Source organism: Bradyrhizobium iriomotense, from assembly GCF_018129405.1.
Taxonomy (GTDB): domain Bacteria; phylum Pseudomonadota; class Alphaproteobacteria; order Rhizobiales; family Xanthobacteraceae; genus Bradyrhizobium; species Bradyrhizobium iriomotense_B.
Genome location: NZ_JAFCLP010000003.1, coordinates 38,810 through 64,028 on the forward strand (window position 1 = coordinate 38,810; position 25,219 = coordinate 64,028).

Consider the following 25,219-nt stretch of genomic DNA (forward strand, 5'->3'; position numbering starts at 1 on the left):
CACGGGAAGATACCCCGAAGACACCCCTATGTGATCCGGTCGCTTTGCGAGATGACGGCCGGACCGGTACACTCCATTCAACGTCGCTATTTGGGTGAGGGTTTTTAGGCCCCGATGACCATTGCCGACCAAGTGACGGGATCGACCATCGCGGGAACCGCCAAGCCTGCGGAGCCGCGTGCGGCCGCGCCGGCCATCTCGCTGCCCGCCATCGGCGAGCGCGAGCTCCGGCTCGACCTGTTCCGCGGGCTGGCGCTGTGGCTGATCTTCATCGACCATCTGCCGACGAGCCTGTTGACCTGGTTCACGATCCGCAATTACGGCTTCAGCGACGCCACCGAGATCTTCATCTTCATCTCCGGCTATACCGCCGCCTTCGTCTACGGCCGCGCGATGCTGGAGGGCGGCGTCGTCATCGCCACCGCGCGCATCCTGCGGCGGGTCTGGCAGATCTACGTCGCGCACGTCTTCCTGTTCACGATCTTCCTCGCCGAGATCTCCTATGTAGCGACCCGGTTCGAGAACCCGCTCTACACCGAAGAGATGGGGATCATGGACTTCCTCAAGCAGCCCGACGTCACCATCGTGCAGGCGCTGCTGCTGCGCTTCCGTCCCGTCAACATGGACGTGCTGCCGCTGTACATCGTGTTGATGCTGGCGCTGCCCGTGATCCTGTGGTCGATGAGGTGGAAGCCCGACGTCACGCTCGGCCTTTCCGTCGTGCTCTACGCGGTGACCTGGGAATACGACCTCTACTTCTCCGCCTATCCGAACGGCTTCTGGGCCTTCAATCCGCTGGCCTGGCAATTGCTTTTCGTCTTCGGTGCATGGTGTGCGCTCGGAGGTGCGCGGCGCATGTCGCGTATTTTAGCGTCGCCGGTAACGATGTGGATCGCGATCGCCTATATCGTGGCGGCGTTCTATGTGACGCTGACCTGGTACTTGCCGCAGCTGTCCCATCTGATGCCGAAGCGGCTCGAGCAGTGGATGTATCCGATCGACAAGACCGATCTCGACGTTCTGCGTTTCACGCATTTCCTGGCACTGGCCGCGCTCACCGTGCGCTTCCTGCCGCGGGACTGGCCGGGCCTGAAATCGCCGTGGCTGCGGCCGCTGATCCTGTGCGGCCAGCATTCGCTCGAGATCTTCTGCCTCGGCGTCTTCCTCGCCTTCGCCGGCCATTTCATCCTGGCCGAGGTCTCCGGCGGCGCAGTCATGCATGCGCTGATTAGTCTCTCCGGAATCCTGATCATGTGGGGCGTTGCATGGGTGATTTCGTGGTACAAGCGCGTGGCTGACAAGAGCGGTGCGAAAACCAAAAACGCCGTCGGCAACGCCGATATGGCGGGAGGGGGCTGATGAAGGCTAGGGTTCTCCTGAGCCTGATCCTGCTATGCGGTGGCCTCGCCGCGCCCGAGGCGCGCGCGGGCGATGCTGCGCCTGCCGCTCCGGCCGCGCCCGCCGCCTGCGAATTGCCGTCCTATCTGCTCAGCAGCGAAAGCCAGCTTCCCAAGGTCGCCGATGCCGTCAAGGCGGGCAAGCCGCTCGAAATCCTGGTCATCGGCAGCCGCTCGACCGCGATTCCGGCCTCGGAGGATGCGTCCTATCCGGCGCGCATGCAGGCCATCCTGAAGGACAAGCTGCCGCCGTCGGAGGCCGTGCACGTCTCCGTAGAAATACAGAGCAAGAAAACGGCAGAGGAGGCGGCCGCCACCTTCGTTAAGCTGATGGAAGCAAAAAGGCCTACTTTGGTCATCTGGCAGACCGGGACCGTGGATGCTATCCGAGCCATCGATCCCGACGATTTTCGCGGTGCTGTGACCGAAGGGGTTGCCGCGCTGCAAAATGCAGGGGCTGACGTCGTGTTGATGAACTTGCAGTACAGCCCGCGTACGGAGACCATGATCTCGGTGCCGCCCTATCTCGACAATATGCGGGTGGTGGCTCAGGAGCATGACATTCCGCTGTTCGATCGTTTCGCGATCATGCGGCAGTGGAATGACCAGGGACAGTTCGACCTGTTCAGCCCGTCCCGCGGCCCCGAATTGGCGAAACAGGTCCATGATTGCCTTGGCCGGGCGTTGGCACAGTTCGTGTTTGACGCAGCCCATCTGGGGCCGGCCCAGCAGCAAAATTGAGGTCTAGCGTTAATGAGTTCTCTCCGCCCTTTTTTCCCGACGGCATGGCTGGCTGTATCGGCAGCGGCAGCGCTGCTGTTGCTGACGCCGATGTCGCAATCGCGCGCGCAGGCACAAGCCGCGCAGGCGACGCAAGCGCCGGCGCAAACCGCTAATCCCGCTCCCGCATCGCCCTCCCAGACCACGGTCGCCGTGACGTCTCCCGAGCAGCGCGGCATCACCGCGCGCGCCATCGACAAGGTGAAGCAAGTCGCGAAATCCGCCGGCGACATCTTCAGCCGCGTGCCCTGCCTGCCGCCGAAGGGCGGCTCGAAGACGATGGGCTCGCTGCCGCATGTCGCCGCCAAGCTCGTCGCCGGCCAGCCCGTCGTGATCGTCGCGTTCGGCTCGTCGTCGACCGCCGGCTACGGCGCGAGCTCGCCCGATTTCAACTATCCGAACCGTCTCGCCGCACAGCTACGCCGGCACTATCCGACCGCCAACATCACCGTCGTCAATGCCGGCGTCGGCGGCGAGGACGCGCCCGAGATGATGAAGCGCCTGCAGACGCAGGTGATCGACGTGCATCCAGACATGGTGATCTGGCAGGTCGGCACCAACGCCGTGCTGCGCAATCTCGATCCCGCCGATACCGCCAAGCTGGTCGAGGACGGCATCTCCCGCATCCAGTCCGCCGGCGGCGCCGACATCGTGCTGGTCGATCCGCAATATTCGCCCGCCGTCAATCAGCGTGCCGAGAGCGCCGGCAAGATGATCAAGTTGCTCGGCAAGGTCGCCGAGCTCCGCAAGGTCGGCATCTTCCCGCGCTTCGAGGTGATGCGCGACTGGCACGAGAACCAATCGATCCCGGTCGAGAGCTTCGTGATCGCCGACGGCCTGCACATGAACGATTGGGGCTATGCCTGCTTCGCCCAGCTCCTCGGCGACGACATCATCCGCTCCGTCGGCCAGATCAAGCTCGGGGTGAACGTGCCGGCCGATGTGAGAACGTATCGGCCGATGTAGGGCTCGGTGCCGTAGGGTGGGCAAAGGCGCGCTCTTCGCGCGCCGTGCCCACCATCTATCGGCATTGAGATCGTGATTGGTGGGCACGCTGCGCTTTGCCCACCCTACGATTCCATCCATCGTCGTCCCGGCGAAGGCCGGGACCCATACCGCGTGATCTATCGATGAAGTGCGGTGTCAGTACGGCAGACCGCTTAATTCTCAGTCTTCGCCAAACCGCTTTCTGTGGTTATGGGTCCCGGCCTTCGCCGGGACGACACAACCTCACGCCTTCTCCAGCGCCGCGGTGAGATCTTCGATCAGATCATCCGCATGCTCCAGCCCCGCCGAGAAGCGGATGAAACCTTCGCTGATGCCGAGCGCGGCGCGGTCTTCCGGTTTCAGGCGCTGATGCGTCGTGGTGGCCGGATGCGTGACGAGGCTCTTGGCGTCGCCGAGATTGTTCGAGATCTTCGCAAGCTTGAGCTCGTTGAGCACGCGGAACGCGGCCGCCTTGCCGCCCTTCACCTCGAAGCCGACCAGCGTCGAGCCGCCGCGCATCTGCTTCTTCACGAGAGCTGCCTGCGGATGATCGGCGCGGCCGGGATAGACCAGCCGCGAGATCTTGGGATGGCTCGCCAGCACCTCGGCAACGCGGCCCGCGGTGTCGGTCTGCGCGCGCACACGCACGCCCAGCGTCTCCAGGCCCTTGAGCAGGACCCAGGCGTTGAACGGCGAGATCGACGGGCCGGTCTGGCGCATGAAATTATGCAGGTGCTCGGCGATGAACGCTTCCGAGGACAGGATGATGCCGCCGAGGCACCGGCCCTGGCCGTCGATATGCTTGGTCGCGGAGTAGACGACGACGTCGGCGCCCAGCGCCAGCGGGCTCTGCCAGATCGGGGTGGCGAACACGTTGTCGACGACGAGCCGCGCGCCGCCACTGTGCGCGATCTCGGCAATGCCGGGAATGTCGAGCACGTCAAGCGTCGGGTTGGTCGGGCTCTCCAGGAAGAACGTCTTGGTGTTCGGCCGAAGCGCCCGCTGCCACTGGTCGAGATTGGCTCCGTCGACCAGCGTGGTCTCGATGCCGTAACGCGGCAGGAGGTCCTGGATGACGTAAAGGCACGAGCCGAACAGCGCGCGCGAGGCGACCACATGATCGCCGGCTTTGAGCGGCGCCAGGATCGCGGTCGTCACCGCCGCCATGCCGGTTGCCGCCGAGCGGGCGGCCTCGGCGCCCTCGAGCTCGATCATGCGGCGCTCGAACATCGCAATGGTCGGGTTCGAATAACGCGAATAGATGAAGCCGGGGTCCTCACCCTTGAACCGCGCCTCGCACTCCTCGGCGCTGTTGTAGACATAGCCCTGCGTCAAAAACAGCGCCTCCGACGTCTCGCCATATTGCGAGCGCAGGGTGCCGGAATGGACCAGGCGGGTTTCGGGGCGGTAAGCAGGCGACTTCGACATAGGACCCTCCGACATGACCGTTCATGCGAAAACGGTCACAAAAAAACCGGCCTGGATATCTCCACTGGCCGGGATCACAGAGGTCCCCGGCCTGTTTAGCGATTTATTTAACGTGGCTGCAAGCCGGCCGGCTCAAATCACCACGGGATAAGTGATGCTCATATTCCGCAATGCCCTTTCCGTCAAGGCGTCCATCGGCTAGCCCTGAAAGACTCGTATTTTCCGCATGTCCGGATGCGTTTGACCCCAGATGAGGACCCCCGGTTGAGTTTCACGGTCGCCGCCGACGCCAATGGAATCCTGCCCGACCGCATGATCGCGGCGATGGCGGAGGCGGGGCTCATCCTGCCCGCCTACGACTTCGTCGAAAGCCAGATCCAGCCGGCGAGCCTCGACCTGCGCCTCGGCGACATCGCCTACCGCGTCCGCGCCAGCTTCCTGCCCGGGCCCGGCGCCACCGTCGCCGAGCGCATCGACGAATTGAAGCTGCACGAGTTCGGCCTCGCCGACGGCGCGGTGCTGGAGACCAACTGCGTCTACATCGTGCCGCTGCTCGAGAGCCTGGCGCTGCCGCCGGAGATCGTCGCAGCCGCAAATCCGAAAAGCTCGACCGGCCGGCTCGACGTCTTCACCCGCGTCATCGCCGACGGCACCCGCCGCTTCGACATGATCGGCGCCGGCTATCATGGCCCGCTCTATGCCGAGATCAGCCCGAAGACGTTTCCGGTGCTGGTGCGCGAGGGCTCGCGCCTGTCGCAGGTGCGCTTCCGCACTGGGGATGCCATTCTCAATGCCGACGAGCTCGATGCGCTGCATGCCACTGAGCGCCTCGTCGACGTCGACGATGCCGACCTCTCCGGCGGCGTTGCCGTCTCCGTCGATCTCTCGGGCGAGAAGGCCAATGGCTTCGTCGGCTACCGCGCCAAGCGCCACACCGGCGTCGTCGACGTCGATCGCCGTGCCGGCTATGCGGTGGAGGATTTCTGGGAGCCGATCTCGGCCCGTCCCGACGGCAGTCTGATCCTCGACCCCGGCGAGTTCTACATCCTCGCCTCGAAAGAGGCCGTGCAGGTGCCGCCCGACTACGCCGCGGAGATGGTGCCGTTCGATCCCTTGGTCGGCGAATTCCGCGTGCACTATGCCGGCTTCTTCGATCCCGGCTTCGGCTATGCCGGTGCGGGCGGGCAGGGCGCGCGCGCCGTGCTCGAAGTGCGCTCGCGCGAAGTGCCGTTCATCCTCGAGCACGGCCAGATCGTCGGCCGCCTCGTCTACGAAAAGATGCTGGCGCGCCCCGACGCCATGTACGGCCAGCGCATCGGCTCCAACTACCAGGCGCAGGGGTTGAAGCTGAGCAAGCATTTCCGGGTGTAGCGATATTCCGTAGCCCGGATGAGCGCAGCGACATCCGGGAACAGTATCCCCGCATATCGCTTCGCTCATGGCGGGCTACGATTTGTCATTCCCCGCGAAAGCGGGGAATCCAGTACGCCGCGGCCTCTCGATTCAATCACGATCGTCTCTGGAATACTGGATCGCCCGGTCTTCGCCGGGCGATGACACCGAGCTTGTGGTGTGTTGCGCCGTCCCATCCGCGATGACACACTCCCGCAAAACAACAAGCCGGGAGCGAACATGACCGCGCCAGCAGACGCCGCGCAGGAAGCCCAATGGAAGCGCTGGCGCGCGGTCGCCGATCTCTATCACGCCTATTTCACCGGCCTCATCCTCACCGTCGTCACGCGCCGCGGCACGAGCGATGCGGCGGAGTTCGTCTTCCGCGTGTTCCGTCGTCAGCAGCAGGAGCGCTTCTTGCCTGGTTTGCAAAAGCTCGGACTCAGCCATCTGCCGCCGGCGGTGGCCGCTGCACAATATCACTATCTCTCCAACTGGATCGGCGGCGTGCATGTCGAATACATGTATGAGAGCGACACCAAGGCCTGGATCCGCTATCCGCCGCCGCGCTGGATCTGGAAGGGCACCGCGATCTGCGGCGTGCCGGGCGAGGTCAGTCGCGCGATGCTGCGCGGCTGGCACGCCAACAACGGCGTTGCGCTCGGCGATCTCCGCCTCGGCTTCGTCTGCACCAAGCAGAGCGTCGACGGTCAGGACGGGCTCGAAGGCTATTACCATCAATACGACCACCCGCTCGAGCTCGATCAGCGGCTCGTGTTCGCGCGGCATGTGGAAGCGCCGCTGTTCGACGCCAAGACCGCGCCGGCATTGCCGGTCGCGAGCTGGCCGAAGCCGCGGCTGGAAAAGGCCTATCGCAATTACGCGATGGAATATGTCCGCACCGCCGCGCCCGTGATGGTGCAGCTGTTCGGCCCCGAGGACGCCGGCTATCTCCTGCACCTCACCGGCAAGCTGATCGGAATGCAATATTTCGACGAGGTCGCGACAGCGCTGTCGATGACCCGCGGCGGCGCGAGCGAGTTCACATCGTTCCTGAACGCGCTGTTCGCCGCGCAGGATGACGCGGCCGAGACGACGCAGTCCGAAGGTGTGTTCGAAATCCGTCAGCAGAGCTGGAAGCTGATGGACGACGTCGCCGACTATCACCGCGCCTGCGCCAAGGTGCTGGAAGGATTGTTCGAAGGGCTCGCCGCGGGCTGCGGCCGGCACATCTGCGTGCATCTGCGTCCGACCCCGGGCGGTCGCCCGCCGCTGGTGTGGACCATCGAGTAGGCGATGCTGTCGCGACGCAGTTCGCCTCTCCCCGCGTGCGGGGAGAGGCCGGAATTTGCGAAGCAAATTCCGGGTGAGGGGGAGTCTCCGCGAGGGCAGCTGTCACCGAATTTGCGGAAGCAGCCCCTCACCCCACCCTCTCCCCGTAAGAACGGGGAGAGGGAGAGAAAGGAGATTGAAATGCGCTGCCGCAGGGCACGCCTGCGCTCTGCGCAGGAGGAATCGGCAATCGTCGTGCTAACAAGCCTCACGCTGCGTCTTTCGCGCGAACAAAGCTATTGGCACACCAAGTGATTGCCGCGCCGCAAATGGCGCCTGCGTCCGGGGGAGGACATGTCCGACATCGCCGAAATCCCGGTCGATGAGCAAGAGCGCCCGCTGCCGCCGCCCCCGCCTCCAGTGAAGAGCGCGCTGACCGACGGGCCGATCCTGCGCACGCTGCTCTCCCTCGCCTGGCCGAACGTGATCGCGCTATCGGCCGGCACCTGCACGGTGATCGCGGAGACCTCCTATATCGGCCGGCTCGGCGTCGAGGCACTGGCGGCGATGGCGCTGGTGTTTCCGACAGTGATCCTGACCATGACCATGTCCGGCGGCGCCATGGGCGGCGCGGTGGCGTCCGCCATCGCACGCGCGCTCGGCGCCGGCGACCGCGAGCGGGCCGGCACGCTTGCCATGCATGCGATGCTGATCGGCATCAGCTTCGGCCTCGTCTTCATGCTGGGCATGTTGATCTTCGGGCCGAGGGTGCTCGAAATGCTCGGCGGCCGCGGCGATGTGCTGACGCATGCGATCGCCTACACGCAGGTGTTCTTCGGCGGCGCCGTGCTGCCCTGGCTGCTCAACACCATGGCGGGCGTGTTGCGCGGCACCGGCAACATGAAACTGCCGTCGTTCCTCATCCTCAACTCTGCGGCCTGGCAGATCGTGCTCGGCGGCACGCTCGGTCTCGGGCTCGGCCCGGTGCCGCAGCTCGGCATGCGCGGCGTCGCGGCCGGCGCGCTGATCGCCTACACCATGAACATCTGCATCATGGGCTGGTACCTGTTCTCCGGCCGCGCGCGGATCGCACTGAGGCTGCGCGGCCTGCGCATCCAATGGGCGATGTTCTTCGACATCCTCAAGGTCGGCGCCATCGCCTGCTTCTCGCCGCTGCAATCGGTGCTGACGATCTCGATCTTCACCCACATGCTGGCGAAGTTCGGCACGGCGATCCTCGCCGGCTACGGCGTCGGCGCGCGGCTGGAATTCCTGCTGACCTCGATCGCGTTCTCGTTCGGCATTGCCTGCGTGCCGATGGTCGGAATGGCGATCGGCGCGGGCCGCATCGCGCGGGCCCGGCGCATCGCCTGGATCGCCAGTGCCGCCGCCTTCGTCGCCGTCGGCGCGCCGGCATGCCTCGTTGCGATCTTCCCCGATCTCTGGGTCAACATCTTCACCGACAGCGCGGCTGTGCGCGCCGCGAGCCATCAATATCTCTCGACGGTCGGGCCGTTCTACGCGTTCTTCGGCCTTGCAACGACGATGTATTTCTCCTCGCAAGGTGCGGCGAAGGTGATCGGCCCGGTGTTGGCGCAGACCGCGCGGCTGATCTACATCTCGGCCGCCGGCTGGTGGCTCATGACTCACGAGGCCACCGCGCAGAGCTTCTTCTGGCTGGCCGCGAGCTCGATGGTCGTGCTCGGCCTGCTGTCCTGCTCCAGCGTCGTGCTGACGCGCTGGGGACCGCGCGAGGGCAAGCCCGCGATCAGGCCGGCCCTGTCGGGCGCGGCGGATAGAGCATGATCCGGACCCGAAGGGCGGCGTTAGCGCAAAGTGTGCAGCGGTTTTCCGAGACGATCATGCTCAAACAACAACCTAAGGCGCGATGATGATTTGTCCCAATCTCATCGCGCTTTAGGACGCGCGCCGGATCTTTGTTTCTGGATGTTTCCGTCGGTTGCCTGGCAATGCCCGGTAACCGACGCTGCACTGTGCCGAAGGCTCCGCGCCAGCTCCTGGCGACAATTTCGCCGCGAGTTCATCAGCACGGAAAGCCTCCATGACCTCGATTTCGGCGCTCTCCTCCCACCATCACCACACATCGCCGTTGCAGCGACTGCAGGATGAACTGCAGGCGGAAGTCAGTTCCGGCGCGATCAGCGCGTCCGATCAGACGGCGCTGTCGTCCGCGCTCAGTGACATCGATTCCGCCCTGCAATCGAGCAGCGCGAGCGATCAATCCAGCGGCGGCAGATTATCGCCCGACGAGTTCGCATCGAAGATCGACGATCTCATCCAGCAGGAAGTGTCGACCGGTAAGCTGACCGACCAGCAGGCCACCGAGCTGCAAGGCATCTTCAAGGCGGCGTTCTCGCAAGGCCCCGGCGGGCCAGGCGGCGCCGGCGGACCGCCCCTTGGGCCGCCGCCGTCCGACGGCTCTTCGGCCAGCAGCACCGACGGTTCGTCGAGCGGCAATCCGCTGGTGGATTTGCTTCAGCAATTCCTTCAGTCGCTGACCAGCTCGCTCACGGATTCGACCTCGTCCAGCACAACGGGATCCGGCGACACGACGACCGCGAGCAGCACGGACAGCTCGTCGAGCAGTACGTCGGCGACCGAGTTGCTGCAGCAATTCCTTCAGTCGCTGAAGGACTCGCTCACGGAATCAACCTACAGCGCGACGCAATCAAGCGCCCCTTCGCTGTCCGGCGTTCTGCTCAACGACCGGATCTGATACCGGCGGCGCTCCATCCGCCGGCCCGGCGCAACCATCCTTCGTCCCCCGCGAAGGGTGGTTGCCTCGTTGCCGGAGTTGCGACGCCGCGGCGATATGCCGACCCGCCTTAGCGACGCCTGTGGCGGCGATGACCACCGCCGCCGACATTGGCGAGCCGCATCAATTGCGGGATCATCGCCATCATGTCGCTGCCACCTGAACCGCCGAGCATGCCCATGATGTCGCCGCCGCCCATGCCGCCGAGGCCGGTCGGCACGCTTCCGCCCATCGGCGCGTAGCCGCCGTAATTCGGCGCGCCAAAGCCGGCGCCGAAATTGCCGCCGCCCATCATGCCGCCGAGCCCGCCGCCGCCGTTCTCCATCATGCGGCTCATCATCGGACCCATGGTCTGCATCAGCATGGCGAAGCGGCGCTTGCCCATCTTCGCCTTCATCATCTCCAGCATCGGCGCCATCTGGGTCATCATGTCCTCGCCGCCGGCACCACCGCCGCCGAGGAACTGCGCCTTTGCCGGCACACTCGACATCGAAAACAGCAGCAGCACGGCGGCCGCCTGACAGATCACCTTGTCCGCACCTCTCATGGCATGCTCCTCGCGTGCGTGGCACCGCCGGGAGAGCGGAGCCAACCGGACGCACGCGGGCATGGTTACGGCCGGCGAGGGTGCGGCTCTGTGAAAAACATCACGCAAGCGAGCATGATCCGGAAAAGTGTGCAGCGGTTTTCCCTCGCGACAAACGCGGGACGCGTTTGCGCGGAGATCATGCTCAAACAAAGAGCTACGCGGGCGGGAATGCCCGGTGCATGGCGGCGACGGCCTCTTTCGTCTGGCCCTGGACATAAGCCGCAAGCTCGTTCGGCAGCATGTCGATGATCCAGACCAGCCGGCACCGTGCATCGCCCTCGGCGATCACCTGCACCGAGGCGCTGTAATGCTTCAGCCGCTCGTTGTTGATCGCATAGACCAGACGCTGTCGCGCGTCGTCGCAATCGACCAGCACCTCGCGCGCGACGGAGCCGTTGGCGAAGGTGACGATGCGCGCATCGCCGTCGAGCGTGCACGCCGTGACGAAGCCCGGCACCAGCCGCTGCGGCAGCGCGCCGAAATCGCGCACGGCGTCCCAGACGTCGCGGGCGGGGACGGGGAGGGGGATGTCGTTGTGGATGGAGGCCATGGAGATTCCCATTTTGCTGGAGTCATTCCGGGGCGCGCGAAGCGCGAACTCTGGTGCGCAATTGCGCACCTGAGAATCTCGAGATTCCGGGTCTGGTGCTACGCACCATCCCGGAATGACGGCGTATGTGGAGCGTTTGGTCGCGCCTCACACACAAACCGCCTCGATATTGTTGCCGTCAGGATCGATCAGGAACGCCGCGTAATAGGTCGAGCTGTAATCCCTACGCGGCCCGGCGCCGCCATTGTCGCGGCCGCCGCTCTTCAGCCCTTCGCTGTGAAACGCCTTGACCGCGTCATGATCCCCGGCGCGAAACGCGATATGCGCGCCGTCGGCCTTGCGGCCCTTGTTCAGATGCAGCCACAGCCCCGGCTCGCCCTTCGGCCCGAAGCCGGCATAGCCGTCGCCGCTCGAGCACAGGACATAACCGAGTGGAGCCAGCACCGCGGTGTAGAAGCGCGTGGCGGCGTCGAGGTCGGCAACGCGCAATCCGATGTGGTCGTACATATTCCGTCTCCATTGCAAAGCGCGCCGAGAATGGCGCGCGCCGGAGACGACCCTAGTCAGTTCAGGGCAACCCGCTCTTGGAGAATCTTGCGCATCCCCTTCGAGGCTTGGCGGAACTTCGTCGGCGACACGCCGGCGGCACGATGAAACGTGCGGACGAAGTTGGAGAGGTCGCCGAAGCCGACGTCATAGGCGATATCGGTGACGGCAATGTCGTCCTCAGTAAGCCTGCGCGCGGCGTGCCGCAGCCGCGAGCGGACCAGATATTGATGCGGGGTGACGCCGAGCACGGCCGAGAACAGCCGCAGGAAATGGAACGGGCTGAGGCCGGCCTGCTTTGCTGCCTGTTCGAGGTCGAGCTCGGCATGCGAATTGTCGTCGATCCACAGCGCGGCTTCGACGGCGCGGCGGCGATCGCGCGCGGTCGGCGTCGCCGGCTTGCGCGCCTTGCCCGAAACCACATCAATGAAACGGCCCGCGAGAATCTGGCCGATCTCGTCGAGACCCAAGTCGCTGTTGCCATCTGCTGCCGTCTGGGCCAGTTCGCCCAGCACCATCAGCTCGGGCAACGGCGGCGTCGCGCCGACCTGCCAGATCTCGCGCCGTCCCCCGAGGGCATCGACCAGGTTCTCGCTGAAGAAGAAGCCGAGGCAGACGTCGCCCGAGACATGCTCGTGCGTGCAGGTGTATTCCTCGCCGGGGGCGCCGACCAGCATCGAGCCCGCCACCAGCTCGAAGAAGCCGGCGCGGCAATGGCAGCCGAAGCTGCCGGAGCGGACATAGGCGATGGAATAGCCGGTGCGGCATTCCGCGAACGGCGTGTCGTCCGGTCCCGCATCGCAGCGAAACTCGGAGACCCTCATCGAACGTGTCGTCAGCAGCGTGGTCGCATCCATGCGACTCTATCTAGGTAGGCGCGCGCGGCGGAGCAACGGGCAGCAGCACCTCGAACAGCGTCTTGCTGGCGACCGCCTGGGCGCCCTCCAGCGACAATAGCCGCCGCTTGGAGATCACCCCGCCGTAAGGCGAGATCCGGCCGGTGTAGTTGCCGGCCTCCAGAACGCGGTGGCACGGCACGATCAGCATGTAGGGATTTTTGGCGATCGCCTGCGCCACCGAATGCGCGGCGCCGGAGGCGCCGAGTGCCTTGGCGATCTCGTGATAGGTGCGCGTCTCGCCGCGCGGGATCGTGCAGGCGTATTCGTAGACCCGCCGGTTGAAGCCGGGCACGCCGCCGGCATCCAGGCTGACATCGGAAAAATCGGGATCGCTGCCCTGCAGTAGGCCCACGATGCCCTCGATCGCAAGCTCGGTATTGAGCGGAGGCTGCTGCTCGCGCGCCTCGGGATGAGCCTGGAAAATCCGGCGGCGGGTGTCGATCTCCCGCGCCTCCGGCAATTGCACGGCGACCACGCCGGTGCTGCTCCAGATGATGCCGCAACGGCCTATCGCCGTGTCGAATACCGTGTAGCCACGCCCCACCATGCACACGCCCCACTCAGTGCACGTTTTCCCCCGACGTCTCGATCATAACACCGCCACAATCCGGCGCACCCAAAATCTTGCCAGGACGTTAACAACCATCCGGGCGGACGCGCCAAACCGCTTGGCGGGAGGCGCCGTCTCGGCTAATCAGGATGGGCGCGAAGCGCGCGCACGCGGGCGTAGTTCAATGGTAGAACGGCAGCTTCCCAAGCTGCATACGAGGGTTCGATTCCCTTCGCCCGCTCCATTCTCCAAATTACGTCAACAACTTGCGCACAGAGCAACGCTCTGAGAACGACAGCTGGTGATACCTACACGCCGGGACTGCGTGGTGCTGGAAAATAGAAGCTAGCAGAAAAATCCGACCTCTCCGTCAGCGTGTCTTATTGGCCAAGATCGCTAGTGTACTAAAAAAGGGTGCAGTAATTCATCCCGGTTGAGAGCCTTCCGAAGGCGTTGCCGCGCCAGCACCTATGAAAGCGAGATTTTCCAAATCTTGTTGAGTTGGGACGCGAATCTCGTCCACCATGCGAACCAAAGCGTTTCGAGCCAAGATCATGCTTTTCAGGAGTGCCCCGTCCTCAACGCCAGCCGCGCTGTGCGCCGCCTTCGAGCGTACGTTATATAATTCCAGGATCTCCTTGTAGGTTTCTAACCGCGTTGCTCCAGGCGGTTCCAGATATGACGCGAGCATGGTCGCGACGCGAAATCGTGTCTCGCCGGGCGTAGGTGTAAATATCACTTCAATTGCGGCCCACAATGCCAGCATCGACGCTGCGCTTCTTCCGTGTTCGCTAGCGGAATCGTACGCGCGCATCGCGGCCGCAAAGTTCTTGTTTTGAGTGAATAGTTTGCCAGCGGGCAACCACTTTTGCTTCACCCAATTAAGGTCGTCATGGTCCAGATGTCGCTCATCGGTACGCCCGAAACGACGTATCGACTCGAATGATTGAATTGTAGGTTTTGTTTGCTGCGAAATCTCGTCAAAGGGATGATCAGATACCGCGACCACAGCGATGTTCGGAAATGCACCGATCCGCAAGAGTGCCGCGATCCACCACATGACCTCGTTAACGCTGAGCTTCTTACCCAGAGGGTTTGCTGTTGGAACCTTGAGTTCAACGTCAATGTCGAAGCTACGACCACCGAGTGCGGCGACCCATGGCGCTGGGTGCGACTGTCCGGGCGCTTCCGGCTTTTTGAATGCCATCAGATAGTGCGACATGAGGTGAGCGTAGATTGGGCGGACGCTTAGCCCGTCACCTAATTCAAATGGTCCACCATCCATTCTGACACCGGCAATGCCGCCGTAGACGAAATCTCCTGGCATGCGTCCCTCTCGGCGCTGAAGGTCACGATAGAGCGCGACAAGGTAATTGAATGCGCCACAAATCGACACGCAAAAGTAAGAGAATAACCGGAGAATAGCTCCGCTAACTCGTTGAAAAGACTCGGTACGAATACCCTTTCCCAAGCTGCATACGAGGGTTCGATTCCCTTCGCCCGCTCCAACACTCGGCAGGTTTCCGCCAGGAAGTATCCTCGTTTCATTCCCGGAGACGGGGCGGGCGTCCTTCCCACATGCGCGGCCTCACGGGTCTTCTCGTGTCCTGAACGTCTTCTGCGGCTGTGTAGCCTTCTTCGAGCGAGCGCGCACCAAAAAGGCCGACCGTGCCCTCGAAGATGCAGCCAGAATGTGCATTGCAGAGTAGCGCGGATGCAGTACCGCACTACCACAGGGAGTATTGTGATAAATAGCACAACCGAGTGATCATCGCAGCTTGGGTCTTGATCTTCGATACTATTGACTTGAAGCTGACGCACGGGGCTGGGGCATTTACGTCCCGCAATATCCTGAGACCGTGCGCTTGGCGGCGGACGAGCGCAGGGTTCTCCAACAAGAAAATTTATACGCGCATCGCGGGCGTCCGGCGCAATTGACCGCGCGCCGCGCCCCTACATTTGTTCCTCACTGATTTCATCGCGCGCGCCTGGAGAGGAGCGCGCCATCTATTGAAGGGGTCTCAATATGCGTAGAGCAATTGCGGTACTTGTGGTCGTTCTCATCAGTCATGCCGTGACCGGTGGTCATGCCCGTGCTCAACAGGCAGCTTGGTGTGAAGCCAATTGCAAGGCGCTTTGCACGAAGATTTGGGGGAGTGCCGGCGCGGCAAATTGTTTCGCTCAAATCCCTTGCTCCAATTACGTCGGCAAGGCGTGCGCGTCTGCCTCGGTCGTGAACGCACGGTACGTCCTCTATTGCCACAACAACGCGGGAAAGGGGACCTGCCGCTAACGCTGCGAGTCATTGCGTCGGAGCGGCGTCGGATTTTCTTGTCGAGCGAATTGCTCAACTTGCAGAGAATCTCGGCCTTCCCTTGACCGAGACCGCAGGCCTTGCACGTGAAGACCGCGACCCCGCCCAAAGATTCCAATATATTAGCCCCTCGGACCCGGCACACGCACCTGTCCCGGCTTAAGCTCTGCGTCGCCCCGTCGGGTGCGGTCCTCGTGTCGGGCAATGTTTGGATGAAGGCCAGGACCTGCAAAGAGATGGACCAGCAGAAACTCGACCGCGCGATCGGTCGTCGCTTGAAGACGTTGAGGACGCAGGCGGGCATGACGTTGAACGAACTCGCAGGCCGCTCCGGCGTCAGCCGGGCCATGATCGGGCGGGTGGAGCGGGCGCAGAGCAGTGCGACGGCCGCGCTGCTCAACAAGCTCTGTGCGGCGCTCGACGTCACGCTCAGCGACGTCGTCGCACTCGCGGAGAAGCCGCCGGAGCGGCTGGTCCGGCTTGCGGACCAGCCGCATTGGCGCGACCCCGACAGCGGCTATCGCCGGCGTCATGCCTCGCCGCCCGATGCGGCCAGCGGCATCGAGATCATCGTCGTCGACCTTCCGGCCGGCGCGCGCGTCTCCTACAGCCCCTGGGGCCGCAACGCCTTCACCCAGCAGCTCCTGATGCTGGAGGGCGCGGTCTGCGTGCATATCGACGCCAAGACGGTGCGCCTGCGCGACGGCGACTGTCTCGACTTCGACGTGATGCGCGCGGTGACCTTCGAGAACGAAACCAGACAGGATGCGCGCTACGTCATCATCACGCGGCGCGGCACCTCTTACGGGAAGATGTGATGTCGCTGATCGTGCGGGACGCTACGCTCGAGGATGCCGCGGATATTTTGGCCATCTACAATTACGCCGCGCTCAACACCACGGCGGTCTGGACCGACGGCCCGGCCGACCTCGCCTCGCGGCGCGCCTGGATGGGCGCAAGGCAGGAGGCCGGCTATCCCGTGCTGGTCGCAATGAAGGGCAGGGACGTCGTCGGCTTCGCCTCGTTCGGCGATTTCCGCCCCTTTCCCGGCTATCGCCACACGGTCGAGAACTCGGTCTATGTCGGCGAGCGGCATCATCGGCTCGGCGTCGGCCGCAGCCTGATGGCGGCGCTGATCGAGCGCGCCACGGCCATGAACAAGCACGCCATGATCGCCGGCATCGACGGCGCCAACGCCGCCTCGATCGCCTTGCATGCCTCGCTCGGTTTCGCCGAGGTCGCCCGCATGCCGGAGGTCGGCTGCAAGTTCGGCCGCTGGCTCGATCTCGTCTTCATGCAGAAGCAGCTTGCAAGCGGAGTGCGGCCGTGACGATGCAGATTCGCGCCGGCGACACCTATGATCCCCGCGTCATCGCGCTGCTGGACCATCACGTAACGGCTGCGCGGGCGCAGACCGCGCCGGGCAGCGCGCATGCGCTCGATCTGGCGGGCATTCGCGCCAGCGACATCGCGTTCTGGACCGGTTGGGACGGCGAGACGCTCGTCGCCACCGGCGCGCTCAAGACGCTTTCGCCCGGTCATGGCGAGGTCAAGTCGATGCATACGCTTCAGACCGCGCGGCGGCGCGGCTTTGGCGGCCAGATGCTCCGCCACATCATCGCAGAAGCCCGCGCGCGCGGCGTGGAGCGGCTCAGCCTCGAGACCGGCTCGTGGGATTATTTCAAGCCGGCGCACGCGCTCTACCAGGCGCATGGTTTTGTGCTCTGCGGCCCGTTCGAGGGTTATGTCCGGGATTCCAATAGCTTGTTCCTGACGCTCGATCTGAGCGCTCGCTGAGCCTCCGGCCAACTGCCGGGCCTGAAATGCCATCATGCCCCTCAAAATGAGTTGCGTACCTCAAAACACCTCTGCTAGCCTTCAGCCATGGCCGAGACGCTCACCACCGCCGCGCTGACGCTGAAAGACATCGCCCGCGAGGCGGGCGTCAGCCTCGCGACGGTCGACCGCGTGCTGCACAACCGGCCGGGCGTGAGGCCGGACACGGTCCGGCGTGTCCGGGAGGCGATCGAGCGCAACTCCTTCCAGCCGCATGTGGCCGCCGCGGAGCTCGCGCGCGGCCGCGCCCGCCGCTTTGCCTTCGTGATGCCGTCGGGGCCGAACCCGTTCATGCAGCAGATCGAGGCCTATCTCGGCGAGATGACGGCCTGGCTCTCGGCCCGCCGCCTCAATGTCGAGATGGTCACAACCGACGTGTTCGACGCCTCCGTGCTGGCCACCTCATTGGAGGCGCTGTCCGGCGATTACGACGGCGTCGCCGTGGTGGCACTGGATCATCCCACCGTCCGCGCCGCCATCAACGACCTCGTCGATGCCGGCACCAAGGTCGTGACGCTGGTCTCAGACGTGCCGTCGTCGCGCCGTCACCATTATGTCGGCATCGACAACATCGCGGCGGGGCGCACCGCCGGTGCGCTGGTCGGGCGGCTGGTCGGCGGGCGCTCAGGCAAGGTGGCTGTCGTCGCGGGATCGCAGGGCCTGCGCGACCATGCCGAGCGCATCTTCGGCTTCAACCAGGTGATGGCCTCGGAATTCCCCGACCTCAGTGTGCTGCCGGTGCTGGAAGGGCGCGACGAGGACGCGCGCTCGGAGCAACTTCTGGCACGGCTGTTGGGCAGGCATGCTGACATTGTCGGCCTCTACAACGTCGGCGCCGGCACACAGGGCGTTGCCAAAGCGTTGAGCGAGGCCGGCCGCGACAAGGTCGTGTTTGTCGGGCACGACGTCACCGCGCTGACGCGCAAGCTGCTGCTGCAGGGTGTGATGGATGCCGCGATCTCGCAGAACCCGGGACATGAGGCGCGCGCCGCCGTGCGCGTCCTGCTCGCGCTCGCCCGCGGCGAGCCGATCCTGCGTGAGCAGGAGAAGATCAGGATCGACATCGTGATGCGGGACAATCTGCCTTAGCGGCAGGTGGATTTGGAAACGGCCCGTTGCGGGGAAGGCGACGTCAAGCTCGCACACCGCGACGGAACAAGAGGAGGATGGCGTGTATCTCGGCATCGACATCGGCACGTCCGGTGTGAAGGCGGTTCTCGTGAACGACGCCGGCGCGGTGATCGCGACGGCGGCGCGCGAGCTCGCGCTGTCGCATCCGGCACCGCTGTGGTCCGAGCAGGATCCCGACGCCTGGGTCGAGGGCGCGATCGGTGCGGTCGACGATCTCGCGAGTCATCATCCGCGCGAGGTTGCGCGGGTTGCCGGCATCGGGCTGTCAGGCCAGATGCATGGCGCGACGCTGCTGGGCGAAGACGGACGCCCGCTGCGTCCCGCGATCCTCTGGAACGACGGCCGTTCGCAGGCCGAATGCGCCATACTGGAGCGACGCTGTCCGTCGCTGCACGCCATCGCCGGCAATCTGGCGATGCCCGGCTTCACCGCGCCAAAGCTGTTTTGGGTCGCGCGGCACGAGCCGGAGATATTTGCGCGTATCGCAAAAGTGCTGCTGCCGAAGGCCTATGTCCGCTACCGGCTGACCGGCGAGATGGTCGAGGACATGTCGGATGCGGCCGGCACGCTGTGGCTCGATGTCGGCGAGCGCCGCTGGTCGGCGCTGCTGCTGCACGCGACCGGCCTCGATCTGCATCACATGCCGCGCCTCGTCGAGGGCAGCGCGGTGAGCGCAGTGCTCGCGCCGGAATACGCGCAGCGTTGGGGCATGGCCAAAGACGTCGTGGTCGCGGGCGGCGCCGGCGACAACGCGGCGAGTGCGATCGGGCTCGGCGCCATTGCACCCGGCGATGCCTTCCTGTCGCTTGGCACCTCCGGCGTGGTGTTCCGCGTCACCGATCGTTTCGCGCCGGCACCGGCTTCCGCCGTGCATGCCTTCTGCCACGCGCTGCCCGGCCTCTGGCACCAGATGGGCGTGATGCTGTCGGCCGCGGCTTCGCTGGCCTGGCTGTCCGATGTGATGGAGACGCCCGCCGCGGCGCTCTTGGCGCCGCTCGGCGAGCGCGTCGACGGGCCGAGTCCCATAAAATTCCTGCCTTATCTCGATGGCGAGCGCGCGCCGCACAACGATGCGGCCGCGAGCGGCGCCTTCGTCGGCCTGCGCGGCGCGACCGGGCGTTCCCAGATCGTGCAGGCCGTGGTCGAAGGCGTCGCCTTCGCTGCGCGCGACAATCTGGCGGCCCTGAGCACGGCGAGCGGGCCGATCACTGAACTCGACCTCGTCGGCGGCGGTTCGCGCTCGCCGCTCTGGGCGCAGATCTGCGCCGACGTGCTTGGCATTCCCGTCCACCGCGTCGAGGAGGGCGAGGTGGGTGCCGCGCTCGGCGCCGCACGGCTCGGCCGCATCGCCGCCACCGGCGAAGCTCCGGCAGAGGTCTGCACCCGTCCGCGGCGGCTTGCGAGCTTCGCACCCCGCGCATCCGTGACCGCCGCCTATGACGAAGCCTATCGCCGCTGGCGTGCGCTTTATCCCGCATTGAAGGAGTCTCTCTAAGTGAACGCGCCAGCCAAATTCTTCGATGCAACGACGCCCGTTGCCTTTGCCGGCAAGGATGCGGCGAACACGCATGCCTTCCGCTGGTACGACAAGGACCGCCTCGTACATGGCCGCAGGCTCGAAGATCATTTGCGCTTTGCGGTCTGCTATTGGCATTCCCTGTGCTGGCCCGGCGGCGATCCCTTCGGCGGCGAGACATTTTTGCGGCCCTGGCATCACGGCAGCGATCCGATGGCGATGGCACGCGCCAAGGCCGATGTCGCCTTCGAGCTGTTCCGCCTGCTTGACGTGCCCTTCTTCACCTTCCACGACGTCGATGCGGCGCCGGAAGGGGACTCGCTCAGCGAGTCCGTCGCCAACCTCAACGCGATCGCCGATGTCTTCGAAGCGAAGATGGAATCGGCAAAAGTCCGCCTGCTCTGGGGCACCGCAAACCTGTTCACGCATCGCCGCTACATGGCGGGCGCCGCAACCAACCCGGACCCCGACATCTTCACCTATGCCGCCGGCCAGGTTCGCGCTGCGCTTGAGGTGACGCACCGGCTCGGCGGCCAGAACTATGTGCTGTGGGGCGGCCGCGAGGGCTACGAGACACTGCTCAACACCGATCTGAAGCGCGAGCTCGACCAGCTCGGCCGCTTCGTCTCGCTCGTCGTCGAGCACAAGCACAAGATCGGTTTCAAGGGCCCGATCCTGATCGAGCCCAAGCCCAAGGAGCCGACCAAGCATCAATACGACTTCGATGTCGCCACCTGCTACGGCTTCCTCGAACGCTACGACCTGCTCAAGGACGTCAAGCTCAACATCGAGCAGAACCACGCTATCCTCGCCGGGCACTCCTTCCATCACGAGGTCGCGCTCGCCGAAGCGCTCGGTGTGTTCGGTTCGCTCGACATCAACCGCGGCGACGATCTGCTGGGATGGGACACCGACCAGTTCGCGATGAACGTGAGCGAGTTGTCGCTGGTGTTCCACGAGATCCTGAACCACGGCGGCTTCACCTCGGGCGGGCTCAATTTCGACGCCAAGATCCGCCGCCAGTCGATCGACCCTGACGATCTCATTCACGCCCATGTCGGCTCGATGGATGCCTGCGCGCGCGCCTTTCTCGCCGCCGCCGACATGCTCGATGCCGGCGCCCTCACTGCGCCGCTCGACAAGCGTTATGAGGGCTGGGCCGGCCCCGAGGGCCGCGCCATTCTCGGCGGCCAGCGCTCGCTCGCCGATCTCGCCGACCGTGCGATGAGTCCCGGCTTCGATCCGCAGCCGCGGTCGGGCCGGCAGGAATATCTGGAATCCCTGGTCAACCGCTATGTCTGAGGAACGCCGCTGATGACAAAGGCTGACGCGACACCGGTCCTCGAATTGACCGGCATCGGCAAAGAGTTCGGCGCGATCCGCGCGCTGCACGACGTCGACATGCAGGTCTTCCCGGGCGAGGTGGTCGGCCTGATGGGCGACAACGGCGCCGGCAAGTCGACGCTGGTCAAGATCATCGCCGGCAATTTCCGCCCCACGCATGGCGAGATGCGCTTTGCCGGCAGCGCGGTCCACTTCAACCGGCCCGTCGATGCCCGCGCGGTCGGCATCGAGGTGGTCTACCAGGATCTCGCACTATCGGACAATCTGACGGCGGCGGCCAACGTCTTCCTCGGCCGCGAGCTGAAGCGCAAATTCGGACCCATCGCGCTGCTCGACCACAAGGCGATGGCGGCGCGCGCACTTGAGCTGTTCGGCGAATTGCGCTCGGAGACGCGCCCCGACGATCTCGTCAAGCAGATGTCCGGCGGCCAGCGCCAGGCCGTCGCGATCGCGCGGACCCGTCTCTCCAATGCGCGGCTGGTGATGATGGATGAGCCGACCGCCGCGATCTCGGTGCGCCAGGTCGAGCAGGTGCTCGGCCTGATTCACCGGCTCAAGGAGCAGGGCGTCGCCGTGATGCTGATCTCGCACCGCATGCCCGACGTGTTCGCGGTGTGCGACCGCGTCATCGTCATGCGCCGCGGCGAGAAGCGGGCCGACAAGCCGATCCACGAGACCTCACCGGAGGAAGTCACCGCCCTCATCACCGGCGCGAAGGAGGCGGCGTGATGGCTATGCCCATGGAATCCCCGATCAGCTTCACCAATGTCGGCAAGATCCGATGGTGGCAGCGCGGCATCTTCGCCTCGCAGACCGGCTACGTTCTGCTCGCGCTGGCGGTCCTGCTGGTGATCATGCATTTCGCCAGCCCGTACTTCTTCACCGAAGGCAACATGCAGAACGTGGCGAAGAACTTTTCCTTCATCGCCATTGCCACGCTCGGCGTCACCTTCGTGATCATCACCGGCGGCATCGATCTGTCGGTCGGCTCGATGATGTGCTTCTCCGCCATGATCACCTCGATGGTGATGACCGAGCTGTCGGCGCCCGGCTCGCCGTTGGTGCACATGGCGGCCGACGGCAAGACCGTGCTCGCCAATGTGCCCGGCCTGATCCTGCTGATCTCGCTCCTCGCCGGCCTCGGCGTCGCGCTGATCGCGGGGCTCGTCAACGGCTTCTGCATCGCCATGCTCGGCCTGTCGCCCTTCGTCACCACGCTCGGCATGCTCTCGATCGTGCGCGGGCTCGGCTATGTCGTCTCCAACGGCCGCGGCAGTTTCCCGGGCGGGCCGGACGCCGATTATTTCTATGCGCTCACCTCGGGCGACGTGCTCGGCGTGCCCGTGCCGTTTATCTATCTCGTGATCCTCGCGCTGACGATGGCGGTGGTGCTGCACCACACCTCGTTCGGCCGCCACGTCTTCGCGCTCGGCGGCAACGAGAAGGCGGCCGAGCTGACCGGCATCCCAGTGGTGCGGGTGAAGATCGAGGTCTATGTGATCTGCGCGCTCGCCGCAGGGCTCCAGGGCATCATCATCTCCGGCTGGCTCGGATCGGCGCCGGCCAACATGGCGACGTCCTATGAGCTCAACGTGATCGCGGCGGCCGTGATCGGCGGTGCCAACCTTGCCGGCGGCATCGGCGGCCCGCTCGGGGCCATCGTCGGCTGCGTGCTGCTCGAGGTGATCCGCAACGGTCTCGTGCTGGCGCAGGTCTCCTCCTACTGGCAGCAGACGCTGGTGGGCGTGATCATCATTCTGGCCGTGCTGGTCGATCGCATCCGCTCGCGAATGACCTGACGTGACGTCGTCTCGGGAAGGCAACGAAAATGCCGCCTGTCCGCTTCCCGGGCGCTTTCGAAAGGATGGGCACCAAACAAGGGTGGAGGAGACAATGAGGAAACTGCTTCTTGCCGGCATCGCTGTTGCGATGATGGCGACGCCGGCGCTTGCCGCGAACTACCGCTTCGTCATCGTGCCCAAGGCGATGAACAATCCGTTCTTCGACTTCGCGCGTGACGGTTGCCTGAAGCGCGCCAAGGAGCTCGGCAATATCGAGTGCATCTACAAGGGTCCGGTCGAGCACGAGCCGGCGACGCAGGCGCAGATCATCCAGGACTTCGTCACCCAGAAGGTCGACGGCCTCGCCATCTCGGTCGCCGACGTCGCGGCGATGACCAAGTCGATCGAGGCGGCGACGGCCGCCGGCATTCCCGTCATCACCTTCGATGCCGACGCGCCCGGCTCCAAGCGCATCGCCTATATCGGCACCAACAACAAGGAGTTCGGCTTAGCCCTCGGCAAGCAGCTGCTGAAGATGCGGCCGGATGGCGGCAAGTATGCGATGGTCTCGGGCGGTCCTGGCGCCAAGAACCTCGCTGAGCGCGTCGATGGCGTTCGCGAGGCGCTGAAGGGGTCGAAATGGACCGAGGTTGCGGGCTCGCCGACCTTCTGCAACGACGATCCAGCGCTCGCGGTCCAGCAGATGACGGATATGCGCACCGCCACGCCCGATCTCGCCGCCATCGTTCCCATCGGGGGTTGGCCGATGTTCGCCCCCGAAGGCTTCAAGGCCTTCGCGTCCAGGAACAAGAAGGACATCGATTCCGGCAAGTTCACGCTGGTCGTCGCCGATACGCTGAAGATGCAGCTCGAGCTGCTGCGTGACGGCTATGCCAATGCGCTGGTCGGCCAGCGTCCGTTCGAGATGGGCGAGAAGGCGATGGATACGCTGCTCGCCATCAAGAAGGGCGAGAAGGTGCCGGAGATCGTCTACACCGGCCTCGACCTCGTCACCAAGGACAACGTCGCGCAGATGCTGAAGTAGGAGCGCCCGCCAGCCCCGCGCTCCTGCGTGCCTCTCCCGCTTGCGCTTGCCGCAAGCGGGAGAGATGATCTTTGGACTGCTGGAATGAAGACTGTAAGGCAATGGGAATGAAGCGCTCGCGGCTCGGCTCTCTCGACGTCACCTCAATCGGTCTCGGTTCCGCCCCACTCGGCGGATTGTTCACCCCCGTCAGCGACGCGGATGCGGAAGCGACGATCGCGCGCGCCTGGACGGCCGGAATCCGCTTCTTCGATACCGCGCCGCTCTACGGCTTTGGCCTCGCGGAACGGCGGCTCGGTGCGTTCTTGCGGCAGCAGAAGCGCGAGTCCTACGCCGTCTCGACCAAGGTCGGCCGCCTGCTGCGCGCCCCCGATGGCGGCGCCGCCGAGGACGAACACTACAAGGGTACGCCGCGTGAGCGGCCCGTGTTCGATTTCAGTTATGACGGCGTGATGCGTTCGGTGGAGGAAAGTCTTGCCCGCCTCGGGCTCGACCGCGTCGACGTCCTGCTGGTGCACGATCCCGACGATCACTATGACGAGGCCGTCACGGGTGCCTTCCGCGCGCTGCAGCGCCTGCGCACTGAGGGCACGGTCAAAGCGATCGGCGCCGGCATGAACCAGTCGGAAATGCTCGTGCGCTTTGCCGAGGCCGTGCCGGTCGACTGCTTCCTGCTCGCCGGGCGCTATACGTTGCTCGACCAGGGCGCGCTGGACGCGCTGTTTCCGGTTTGCGCGGCCAGGAACATCGGCATCCTGCTCGGCGGCATCTACAACAGCGGCATTTTGGCCAATCCGCATGCGGGTGCGAAGTTCAACTATCAGGATGCCGACGCCGCGCTCGTCGCACGTGCGCTCACGCTCGACGAGCTCTGCCGCAAGCACGGCACCGAGCTGAAGGCCGCCGCGCTGCAGTTCTGCATGGCTCACCCGGCGGTGACCGTTGCCGTGATGGGCGCGCGTAACGCCGGCGAAGTTGCCGACAACATCGCAATGTCGGAGCGGGCGGTGCCGCCGGCATTCTGGCAGGAGCTACGTGCGCGAAATCTCGTCGACGCCCGCGCGCCGCTGCCCGGTGGAGCGTAGG

The 25,219-nt window shown here is 64.9% G+C and carries 24 protein-coding genes, 1 tRNA gene and 1 riboswitch; of the genes, 18 read left to right on the forward strand and 7 right to left on the reverse strand.

What is annotated here, in order from left to right; all coding sequences use genetic code 11:
- Positions 1–114: 114 nt before the first annotated feature.
- The 3 genes from JQ592_RS09340 to JQ592_RS09350 are packed head-to-tail and all read left to right on the forward strand — an operon-like array spanning position 115 to position 3,143.
- On the forward strand, positions 115–1,359 hold the full coding sequence (locus JQ592_RS09340) for an OpgC domain-containing protein (protein ID WP_211402589.1): 1,245 nt from the start codon (positions 115–117) through the stop codon (positions 1,357–1,359).
- Positions 1,359–2,138: an SGNH/GDSL hydrolase family protein gene (locus tag JQ592_RS09345; RefSeq protein WP_211402590.1), complete on the forward strand. Its 780-nt coding sequence runs from the start codon at positions 1,359–1,361 to the stop codon at positions 2,136–2,138. Before JQ592_RS09340 ends, JQ592_RS09345 begins: the two co-directional genes overlap by 1 nt.
- A gap of 12 nt (positions 2,139–2,150) precedes the next feature.
- Positions 2,151–3,143, forward strand: coding sequence for an SGNH/GDSL hydrolase family protein (locus JQ592_RS09350; RefSeq protein WP_211402591.1), 993 nt, complete (start codon positions 2,151–2,153; stop codon positions 3,141–3,143).
- 264 nt (positions 3,144–3,407) lie between these two features.
- On the opposite strand, the gene JQ592_RS09355 is transcribed toward JQ592_RS09350, so the two are convergent.
- Positions 3,408–4,592, reverse strand: a complete 1,185-nt coding sequence (locus JQ592_RS09355; protein ID WP_211402592.1) for an O-succinylhomoserine sulfhydrylase — start codon at positions 4,590–4,592, stop codon at positions 3,408–3,410.
- A 74-nt stretch (positions 4,593–4,666) separates the two neighbouring features.
- A riboswitch (SAM riboswitch) is annotated at positions 4,667–4,746 on the reverse strand.
- Positions 4,747–4,826: 80 nt separating this feature from the next.
- On the opposite strand from JQ592_RS09355, the gene JQ592_RS09360 reads away from it, so the two are divergent.
- The 4 genes from JQ592_RS09360 to JQ592_RS09375 all read left to right on the forward strand — a co-directional run bounded on the left by JQ592_RS09360 (position 4,827) and on the right by JQ592_RS09375 (position 9,993).
- Positions 4,827–5,963: a 2'-deoxycytidine 5'-triphosphate deaminase gene (locus JQ592_RS09360; protein ID WP_433996410.1), complete on the forward strand. Its 1,137-nt coding sequence runs from the start codon at positions 4,827–4,829 to the stop codon at positions 5,961–5,963.
- 261 nt (positions 5,964–6,224) lie between these two features.
- Positions 6,225–7,277, forward strand: a complete 1,053-nt coding sequence (locus JQ592_RS09365; protein WP_211402594.1) for a hypothetical protein — start codon at positions 6,225–6,227, stop codon at positions 7,275–7,277.
- A gap of 333 nt (positions 7,278–7,610) precedes the next feature.
- Positions 7,611–9,062, forward strand: a complete 1,452-nt coding sequence (locus tag JQ592_RS09370; RefSeq protein WP_211402595.1) for an MATE family efflux transporter — start codon at positions 7,611–7,613, stop codon at positions 9,060–9,062.
- 256 nt (positions 9,063–9,318) lie between these two features.
- Entirely contained in the window at positions 9,319–9,993 is a 675-nt protein-coding gene (locus JQ592_RS09375) for a hypothetical protein (protein WP_211402596.1), read from the forward strand.
- A 109-nt stretch (positions 9,994–10,102) separates the two neighbouring features.
- Here JQ592_RS09375 and JQ592_RS09380 read toward each other — a convergent pair whose 3' ends face one another.
- The 5 genes from JQ592_RS09380 to JQ592_RS09400 form a co-directional block, all read right to left on the reverse strand.
- Positions 10,103–10,579, reverse strand: a complete 477-nt coding sequence (locus JQ592_RS09380; RefSeq protein WP_211402597.1) for a hypothetical protein — start codon at positions 10,577–10,579, stop codon at positions 10,103–10,105.
- A gap of 196 nt (positions 10,580–10,775) precedes the next feature.
- Positions 10,776–11,171, reverse strand: coding sequence for an SRPBCC family protein (locus tag JQ592_RS09385; RefSeq protein ID WP_211402598.1), 396 nt, complete (start codon positions 11,169–11,171; stop codon positions 10,776–10,778).
- Between the two features lie 147 nt (positions 11,172–11,318).
- Positions 11,319–11,678, reverse strand: a complete 360-nt coding sequence (locus JQ592_RS09390) for a VOC family protein (RefSeq protein WP_211402599.1) — start codon at positions 11,676–11,678, stop codon at positions 11,319–11,321.
- 56 nt (positions 11,679–11,734) lie between these two features.
- On the reverse strand, positions 11,735–12,574 hold the full coding sequence (locus tag JQ592_RS09395; RefSeq protein WP_211402600.1) for a helix-turn-helix transcriptional regulator: 840 nt from the start codon (positions 12,572–12,574) through the stop codon (positions 11,735–11,737).
- 10 nt (positions 12,575–12,584) lie between these two features.
- Positions 12,585–13,163, reverse strand: coding sequence for a methylated-DNA--[protein]-cysteine S-methyltransferase (locus JQ592_RS09400; RefSeq protein WP_211402601.1), 579 nt, complete (start codon positions 13,161–13,163; stop codon positions 12,585–12,587).
- A 173-nt stretch (positions 13,164–13,336) separates the two neighbouring features.
- On the opposite strand from JQ592_RS09400, the gene JQ592_RS09405 reads away from it, so the two are divergent.
- Positions 13,337–13,410: transfer RNA gene (locus JQ592_RS09405), tRNA-Gly, on the forward strand.
- Between the two features lie 180 nt (positions 13,411–13,590).
- On the opposite strand, the gene JQ592_RS09410 is transcribed toward JQ592_RS09405, so the two are convergent.
- Complete coding sequence (locus tag JQ592_RS09410) at positions 13,591–14,493, reverse strand: HEPN domain-containing protein (protein WP_211402602.1); 903 nt, start codon at positions 14,491–14,493, stop codon at positions 13,591–13,593.
- Positions 14,494–15,716: 1,223 nt separating this feature from the next.
- On the opposite strand from JQ592_RS09410, the gene JQ592_RS09415 reads away from it, so the two are divergent.
- The 10 genes from JQ592_RS09415 to JQ592_RS09460 all read left to right on the forward strand — a co-directional run bounded on the left by JQ592_RS09415 (position 15,717) and on the right by JQ592_RS09460 (position 25,218).
- A complete protein-coding gene (locus JQ592_RS09415) occupies positions 15,717–16,298 on the forward strand; it encodes a helix-turn-helix domain-containing protein (RefSeq protein WP_183250497.1) in 582 nt (193 codons plus the stop codon).
- The gene (locus tag JQ592_RS09420; protein WP_211402603.1) at positions 16,298–16,810 is read left to right on the forward strand and encodes a GNAT family N-acetyltransferase; all 513 of its coding nucleotides are present in this window, start codon (positions 16,298–16,300) and stop codon (positions 16,808–16,810) included. The genes JQ592_RS09415 and JQ592_RS09420 overlap by 1 nt, the downstream gene beginning before the upstream one ends.
- Positions 16,811–16,812: 2 nt before the next feature.
- Positions 16,813–17,277, forward strand: a complete 465-nt coding sequence (locus JQ592_RS09425) for a GNAT family N-acetyltransferase (RefSeq protein ID WP_211402935.1) — start codon at positions 16,813–16,815, stop codon at positions 17,275–17,277.
- Positions 17,278–17,364: 87 nt separating this feature from the next.
- Positions 17,365–18,405 carry a LacI family DNA-binding transcriptional regulator gene (locus JQ592_RS09430; RefSeq protein ID WP_211402604.1) on the forward strand — a complete coding sequence of 347 codons (1,041 nt, stop codon included), beginning with the start codon at positions 17,365–17,367 and terminating at the stop codon, positions 18,403–18,405.
- An 82-nt stretch (positions 18,406–18,487) separates the two neighbouring features.
- A complete protein-coding gene (xylB, locus tag JQ592_RS09435; RefSeq protein WP_211402605.1) occupies positions 18,488–19,942 on the forward strand; it encodes a xylulokinase in 1,455 nt (484 codons plus the stop codon).
- Positions 19,943–21,265 (forward strand): xylose isomerase, encoded by a 1,323-nt coding sequence (gene xylA, locus JQ592_RS09440; RefSeq protein WP_211402606.1) that lies wholly within the window; start codon positions 19,943–19,945, stop codon positions 21,263–21,265. It begins immediately after the preceding gene.
- A gap of 12 nt (positions 21,266–21,277) precedes the next feature.
- The gene (locus tag JQ592_RS09445; RefSeq protein WP_183250502.1) at positions 21,278–22,036 is read left to right on the forward strand and encodes an ATP-binding cassette domain-containing protein; all 759 of its coding nucleotides are present in this window, start codon (positions 21,278–21,280) and stop codon (positions 22,034–22,036) included.
- Positions 22,036–23,106, forward strand: a complete 1,071-nt coding sequence (locus tag JQ592_RS09450) for an ABC transporter permease (RefSeq protein ID WP_211402607.1) — start codon at positions 22,036–22,038, stop codon at positions 23,104–23,106. Before JQ592_RS09445 ends, JQ592_RS09450 begins: the two co-directional genes overlap by 1 nt.
- A gap of 94 nt (positions 23,107–23,200) precedes the next feature.
- On the forward strand, positions 23,201–24,133 hold the full coding sequence (locus tag JQ592_RS09455; RefSeq protein WP_211402608.1) for a sugar-binding protein: 933 nt from the start codon (positions 23,201–23,203) through the stop codon (positions 24,131–24,133).
- Positions 24,134–24,240: 107 nt separating this feature from the next.
- Positions 24,241–25,218: an aldo/keto reductase gene (locus JQ592_RS09460; protein ID WP_211402609.1), complete on the forward strand. Its 978-nt coding sequence runs from the start codon at positions 24,241–24,243 to the stop codon at positions 25,216–25,218.
- Position 25,219: the final 1 nt, after the last annotated feature.